This is a genomic window from Pseudomonas sp. IT-P4, assembly GCF_949767755.1.
GTDB classification, from domain to species: domain Bacteria; phylum Pseudomonadota; class Gammaproteobacteria; order Pseudomonadales; family Pseudomonadaceae; genus Aquipseudomonas; species Aquipseudomonas monachiensis.
Window position 1 is genome coordinate 1 of record NZ_CATKPX010000083.1, and the last position, 622, is coordinate 622.

Here is a 622-nt window from a genome sequence, read left to right on the forward strand (position 1 = left end):
GGCCAACGGCGCATAACTCCCCGGCTCATACAGGTACAGACTGCTCTGCCCCGGACGCTCCTCCCGCAGCATGCGCAGGCCTTGCCATAAGAAGTGTTTCTGCTCGGTCACGCCATTAACAACAGACTGTTTGCCAACCCGTCGCCCCAAACTGTCATACCGATACGCACCGGTACTTTCCAGCTTGCCATTAACCAACGTCTCAGCCCGCACCAAGCGATTTTCACAGTCATACACAAACGTCTGCAGCGTGCCCATGCCACTGCGCTTTTCAACCAGGTTGCCCCACGCATCGTAGGCATATTCCTGGTCCCGCCAGCGTTTAAGGCGGTTGTCCTTGACGTGATCAAACTGGCTGGTGTTGAAGTTCAGCCGGTTCGCCGCGGCGTCGTAGCGGAACTCTTCGCTGTCGATCAGCTGCCCGGTGTCGCGGCTGTGCAGTTGGCCGTTGGCTTCGTACTCGTACTTGATCTCGCCGCGCAGTTTGTCGAGGGTACGGGTCAACTCGCCGGCCGGGTCGTACTGGTGGCGGCGGTGGATCGGGTTGTAGGCGTGCTCCACCAGCAGGTCGGGCTGGATACCGGGGTTGTGCAGGCGCGAGAGTTTTTCCGCCGGCAGGCGC

Annotated in this window: 1 protein-coding gene; it reads right to left on the reverse strand. The window is 60.5% G+C overall.

What is annotated here, in order from left to right:
• Positions 1-622 (reverse strand): RHS repeat domain-containing protein (locus ACM6IT_RS25850; RefSeq protein ID WP_414918968.1); only part of this gene is annotated, 622 nt, incomplete at both ends.